3 protein-coding genes and 2 rRNA genes are annotated in these 4,300 nt (G+C 47.8%); 2 read left to right on the forward strand and 3 right to left on the reverse strand.

The genetic code is table 11. The features are described from left to right. Window positions 1-300, forward strand: a 23S ribosomal RNA gene (locus tag HY879_16900); the annotation flags it as partial. 114 nt (window positions 301-414) lie between these two features. Beyond that, window positions 415-531, forward strand: a 5S ribosomal RNA gene (gene rrf / locus HY879_16905). A 935-nt stretch (window positions 532-1,466) separates the two neighbouring features. Here the strand turns inward: rrf and HY879_16910 are convergent. The 3 genes from HY879_16910 to HY879_16920 form a co-directional block, all read right to left on the reverse strand. Beyond that, entirely contained in the window at window positions 1,467-2,570 is a 1,104-nt protein-coding gene (locus HY879_16910) for an ATP-binding protein (protein ID MBI5605019.1), read from the reverse strand. A 433-nt stretch (window positions 2,571-3,003) separates the two neighbouring features. Further along, window positions 3,004-3,216: a hypothetical protein gene (locus HY879_16915; GenBank protein MBI5605020.1), complete on the reverse strand. Its 213-nt coding sequence runs from the start codon at window positions 3,214-3,216 to the stop codon at window positions 3,004-3,006. A 1-nt stretch (window position 3,217) separates the two neighbouring features. After that, complete coding sequence (locus tag HY879_16920) at window positions 3,218-4,084, reverse strand: hypothetical protein (GenBank protein ID MBI5605021.1); 867 nt, start codon at window positions 4,082-4,084, stop codon at window positions 3,218-3,220. Window positions 4,085-4,300 lie beyond the last annotated feature (216 nt).

Genomic DNA, 4,300 nt, shown 5'->3' on the forward strand with positions numbered 1-4,300 from the left:
GTCCCTATCTACCGCAGGCGTCGAATCTTGAGGGGAGTCTTGTACAGTACGAGAGGACCTACAAGAACTAACCTCTGGTCTACCAGTTGTTCCGCCAGGAGCATCGCTGGGTAGCTATGTTCGGAAGGGATAACCACTGAAAGCATCTAAGTGGGAAGCCCACCTCAAGATTAGATATCCCTCTGCCGCAAGGTAGACTAAAGGCCCCTCGGAGACTACGAGGTTGATAGGTCGGGTGTGTAAGGGCAGTAATGTCTTGAGCTTACCGATACTAATCGGCCGTGCGGCTTGGTCATAAAATTTTTTTCTTCTTCCGCTCCATATTTGTTTTTATATTTTATCAGGTATTTCCGAATTTGGATTAACGTTTATTCCGCAATCCGAAATCAGAAATCCGAAATGGTAATACGGTTTCCCGGTGGCAATGGCGAAGGGGCCACACCCGTTCCCATCTCGAACACGGAAGTTAAGCTCTTCAGCGCCGATGGTACTGCCCGGGCAGCTGGGTGGGAGAGTAGGACGCCGCCGGGAATTTTTATGAAGCCCGTTTTCAATTTTGATTGGAAACGGGCTTTTTTATTGACATTTTATAGATCAAAAAGAACTAGTCGGGTATCTATCATATCGAGTTACCCATTTTTTTCTCCTTGACCCTCTTTTTTGGTTATTTTATACTCTCTCTATATGGAATTTTATTTTTTAGAAAATTTGGATAATGAAACAACCGATTGGTATAAATTATCTCCGGCCGAGCGTTTCGAAGAGTCCCAAAAATTATGGGAGATTTTCATCCTGATGGGAGGGGATCTTGACCCAGAGCCCGATACCCAGAGTCCTTTCAACCTGTTAAAAACACAAAGGTAATGCCTTTCTGGTGGAAAATAATCGGAAATCTGGCGGCATGAGAAATGAAGACCGAAGGGGAAGATTTTCGATTAAGTCAGCTTTAGCACCCAAATCAAATCATTTAATGGCCATTGGGAAGGTGGGGATTCCAGATCGATTTTCCTGGTTTGGAACCGAAGGTCAATAATCTTCCCTTAACCGCTATCCTCGCTTTTGTAAAAATCCGTACTAAAATAAGAAAAAGGGTCAACGACTCGGATCTTGCTCAAACCTATTTGAAGTCCTGGCCCATGGCGAGTTCAACATCAACGGACTTCAGAACAAGTCTCTGCGCAAGCACATTCCGGCAATAAACACCGCCGCAATGACCAGAATCCTGAAATGACTCCATGTCCACGGCATCATTCGCAAAGTCGGAAAAACTTACAAGTACTACATTACCAAACTTGGAAAGGCCGTAATCACAGCGGGTTTGATCATCCGAAATATGTCTGTAATCCCGCAATTGGCGCACGTTTGATCCATGTTCAGAAAATTTTTCTACCCATTTTGAGAAGATTTTGATTCTTTAGTTGCTAATGCTAAAAGTACCCGAAAGCGTAACGAGTGGCTACCACCTCTCAGGCCTCAAGACCTGCAAGCCAATCGCCTGCGCGCAGAATATCAACCCCGGCCCGATGCTCCTCCTGGTGAAGATGGTGAACGAGCTGGATGTTCTGGCTTTCCGTAAGCTGTCCGGCAAAATGGATCAAGGACCTGGCTGGAGTCTTGTCAGAGAGTTTCACCTCGATTAACACATGAAGTGAACCATCCGCAACTATGACGAAGTCAACCTCTTTGCCGTCCTTAGTCCTGATGTAGTTCAGTTCAGTGTCTCTTCCGCGGACATCATAGAGATAATGCACATGCTTGAGCAGACATAGGGCGCACGTATTTTCCAGCCTTACCCCTTCGTCTCCCTTGACAAATGCACTGTCATAAAAATAGACCTTGGGTTCCCGCAGGATTGAGCGGGCGATGTTTTTGTGAAATGGCCGGATCAGGAATATGATGTAGAGGCTTTCAAGAATAGAGATGTATCTTTTGACTGTATTGGGGGAAATCTGGAGATCCTCTGCAAGCGACATATAGGATATGGAAGATCCCACTCGATGGCGCAGCAACTCTACAAGCCCCCGCATCGCCTTAATCTCCTGAATCCTGCTGAATTCAACAATATCTTCCCGGAGCAGGTCGGTATAATATTGATTCCTCCACCGTGAAGCATCCTCTTCAGAGGCAGACAAAAAAGGCTCTGGAAACCCGCCGAAACGGTTGAGCTTCTCTACTGCATCAAAGGGTGTCAATTCCTGAGACAATTCCTTCACAGATAAGGGCAGAAGTCTCAGGTGAAGATATCTGCCTGCAAGGGATTCTCCAGTCTGGCGATAAGTTTCCAATCTGGAACTACCTGTTACCAGGATTGCCTGCCCTTCAGGCCGGGAGTCAAAGGTACCTTTTAGAAAACCCTTCCAGTTCTTCATCTTGTGGATTTCGTCAAAGGCAAGGAGTCCGGCATTCAGCCGCCAGGAACGGCGGCGGATGATCCGGCGGTCATCTTCGTTGTCGTGGTTAAGATACTGTGCGGACGGGAATTCTTTCATGATTTCCTTTGACAGATAGGTCTTTCCCACCTGACGAGGGCCGGTTATGATGACCATCTTCTTTTTAAGATCTTTTAGGATCTGATCGTATAAGTACCTTTTCATGTCGCCTTTTTAGCAAAGACTTGCAGAAAAGTCAAAACTATTCCGCAAGACAATGCGGATTGGTAATAAAAACTTGCTTTTTCCGGGAAGGAGTTTAGGAAGATTAATCTTGTCTATCAAGACAGAATGAAAACAACTGATTAAGGTCTTTGAAGTTCTCGATCTTATTGATTACTCCCCCTACCGTTATCCCGGCTGAAATCCTGGAAACATTCCGTGAAGCATGACATAATCTTTGTCACACCAGCCCTTTTCCAATGTGTGAATTTTTAAAATCTTCATGTTGCGCTCTCCAGGCAATAATTCAGGTCATGCGGCGTGGTGGTCTTGGGACAGGTCCGTGTAACGAAAATGAAGGCAATTTTGCTGCCTGTTGTCTAAACCAGCAGGAAGGATAATTCCGGCCGTTTTAGCCAAGGGCTTCTAATCTTTTACGATCAATTAAATCGAGGAGCCTTTGGGCCGGCACGCCGGGCCTTTTCTGCCCTTGTTCCCACTGTTGGACCCTTGTCTTACCTATTCCAAGAATGGCTGCAAAAACGCCCTGGCTGACATGGTTTATAACCCGGATTCGTCGAATATCCTCGGGTTGAACTATCCGTAATGCTTCCTTTTCTTTCATTTTAACCCCACTTCTCCCGGAAACGGCCAAGACGGTAGGCAAGCAGGACCTTGTATACTTGCCTGGGGCCGACTCCAGTTTTTTCGGCAATCAGCGCATGGAGGAATGGTCCCGGCGGGGCGGAGCCGGCCAAGTAATCGTTATATCCAGCCAGGATAAGAGCTTTTTGCTCCGATGGGACATCCGGGACCTCCTTCAGCTTTTCCTCACCGTCGTGGAGTGTATCGATATAGCGGGAGATCGGCCAGGGATTTAATCCGGTCACTTGGCCGATTCGTTCTTTGATCCGGGCGAAGGAGGTTTCTTTTCCCATGAATGAGAAATAGGCTTTTTCCACCGAGAAGCGGTCTTCCCGGCTCAAATCCTTTTGGTGAGCCTGGATCCAGGTTCGTAGAGCCATGACAACGGCCCGATAAGGGAGTCCCATTTCGGCGGCGATTGTCTTCCGCCTTCCCCTGGGAGGGCGTTCCATGATCTCAACATAGGCTTGATATCGTCTGATGATCTCCTGGGTCTGTTCTTCGGTCAGCACGATCTCCGGCTTTGCCTTGGACCTCTGGTCCGTGGGCGTTTGGCCGTGTTCCGATTTACCGATGCCTTCCGCAATTGCCTTAGATTCAGGCGGTGCACTTCCAACTTCCTGGGGGATTTCAACTTTTTTTGAATCCCGAGGAAAGGGTTTGTGGGCCGGAGCCCTTGACGACGGCTTCTCGTCAGTTATTTTGGCGGAAGCTTCGATCTTTGAAGGGTGCTCCTTTTTCCGTCCCTTTCCGGTACAGCGCGGGCACATTCTTGCCTTCCGGTCCGGGGTCAAAAAACTGTGCCCGCACTCCTCACAATCTTTCCTGAAAGCCAGCCCTCCGGACATAATACCCTCCATGTCAAGTGGTTGTTGGAGCCTTCATTTATATTTGAGTCGGGAGTTTTATGCAATAACAAATATATCACGGAGGCCATGGAAGTTAAACCCTTCTGCGCCGCTGGACCTGCCTGAGCGGTTAGGTGGGAGAGACGGACGCCGCCGGGAATTTTCTTGACCTTCCATGGAAGGTGTTAAACGCTGAGATTCTCAAACGCCTGTCAA

The organism is Deltaproteobacteria bacterium, from assembly GCA_016219225.1.
Lineage (GTDB): Bacteria > Desulfobacterota > RBG-13-43-22 > RBG-13-43-22 > RBG-13-43-22 > RBG-13-43-22.